A 1,354-nucleotide genomic window follows, 5' to 3' on the forward strand; every position below is an offset into this window, starting at 1 on the left:
GCGGCGGGGCCGCTCAGAAGCCGTCCAGCGTACGCAGCAATGAGCCGAAGGTGAGGTAGAACGAATCGTGCCCGCCCTGGGCACGGCCATAGCCCAGGAACACAGGGCCCAGGAAGGTGTCGGCGCCAACGAAGAGGCTGCCGGCGCTCTGCATGCCGTCGATGTCGACCTGGTTGCGGCTGCGCCAGAAGCCGCCCCATTCCAGGCTGCCGCCCACGTACAGCGGAATGGTCAGCAGCGAATCGGCATGCGCGACGCGGCGGTAGTACACCACCCGCGCCAGGGCGGTCTGTGGCGCGAAGATCGCTTCCTCCGGATAGCCGGAGAGATTGCCCAGGCCGCCCAGGAAGCCGTACGTGGCCAGGACATCGTCGCCCCCGTGCGCGGACGAGGCGCGCACACCGCCCAGCCAGCGGTTGCTGCCCTGCGACCACGCACCATCCCACTGCAGCCGGGTCACCGCGGCGGAATCGTCGGTACCCAGGCTGGCCAGGTAGTGCTGGCGGGTCAGCGACAGGCGCTGGCCACGGCTGGGGAAGGCCGAACTGTCGATCGAATCATGGCGCAGCTGCCAGCCGATGCTGCCCATGTCGGCCCGGTAGTTGCCCAGTTCGCTCGGGTTGCCCACGTCCAGCCGCAGCCGCTCCTGGCCACGTTCGAGGAACGCGGCCACCTCCCAGTCCGGGTGCGGCGAGTACGCCCAGCGCAGCCCGCCCAGCCACTGGCTGTAACGGAATTCGGCCAGCGCGCCGCCGCCCATCAAGGCCAGGTCCAAATCGGTGGCGCGGTACTTGGCATAGGTCGACAACGCATGCCGGCCACTGCGGCCGAACGGACGGTAGTACTCGGCGAACGCCTCCTCCACTTCGCCCAGCCCGATACGCAGCTTCAGCTCGGCGCCCTGGTCGCTCAGCCCGGTGCGGGTCAGCTCGCTGATCAGCTGGTAGTTGCTGCTGCCGTCGAAATCATCGGACAGGCGCAGCGCGAAGTGCAGGAAGTCCGGGCCCCAGCGCTTGTCCTGCGGCGCCAGCACCACGCCCTGGCGCCCGTCCCGCTCGTCCAGCCGCCACTGCACCTGCTCGTAGCGGCCCTCGCCGTAGGCCGTGGCCACCTGCTGCTCCACTTTCTCCGGTGCCAGCGGCTGGCCCACCTGCGGCTGCAGGCGCTGCTCGAGGTAGCGCGCGGTGCGCGTACCGTCGCGCTGTACCTCGACGAAGGACACCAGCGGTGCCTGGTAATCCGGCGGCCGGTGCTGGCGCTGGAACGCCGCATACTGGCCAGCATCCACCTGGAAGCGACGTACCTCTGCCACGCTGGCCTGCGCCGCCTGTTCGCCGATGGCCACCGCCTGCGG

The 1,354-nt window shown here is 69.8% G+C and carries 1 protein-coding gene; it reads right to left on the reverse strand.

Annotation, left to right across the window (positions count from 1 at the left end; all coding sequences use genetic code 11):
• Positions 1-13: 13 nt before the first annotated feature.
• The coding region (locus tag DBR34_RS14550; RefSeq protein ID WP_181394023.1) for a hypothetical protein at positions 14-1,354 on the reverse strand (1,341 nt) is incomplete at its 5' end.

It is taken from the genome of Stenotrophomonas sp. HMWF003 (assembly GCF_003061285.1).
Lineage (GTDB): Bacteria > Pseudomonadota > Gammaproteobacteria > Xanthomonadales > Xanthomonadaceae > Stenotrophomonas > Stenotrophomonas maltophilia_AP.